This is a genomic window from Streptomyces katrae, from assembly GCF_000966975.1.
Classification (GTDB): domain Bacteria; phylum Actinomycetota; class Actinomycetes; order Streptomycetales; family Streptomycetaceae; genus Streptomyces; species Streptomyces katrae.
In genome coordinates this window covers 1-215 of sequence record NZ_JZWV01001851.1, presented here as the reverse complement: position 1 = coordinate 215, position 215 = coordinate 1, and the positions used below count along the sequence as shown (strand labels likewise).

General features: G+C 74.4%; 1 pseudogene. It reads right to left on the bottom strand.

Features of this window, described 5'->3' with window-relative positions:
- Positions 1–38 precede the first annotated feature (38 nt).
- Positions 39–215, bottom strand: a pseudogene (locus tag VR44_RS48280) (maltokinase); the annotation flags it as partial.

Genomic DNA, 215 nt, shown 5'->3' with positions numbered 1-215 from the left:
TGTGTATAAGAGACAGGGTGACGGCTGTCGTGCGGCGCTCACGCGAGCGGCCTCCTCGGGGGCTTCGGGTGGGGGGTGGTGGTGCCGGGCAGGGGCGGGGGCATGCGGTGGGCGGGGCGCTCGGGCGCCGACAGCCGGCGGATCGCCGCCATCGGGACGTGCAGCCAGTCGGGGCGGTGCCGGAACTCGTAGCGGGCCTCGTACACCGCCTTGTC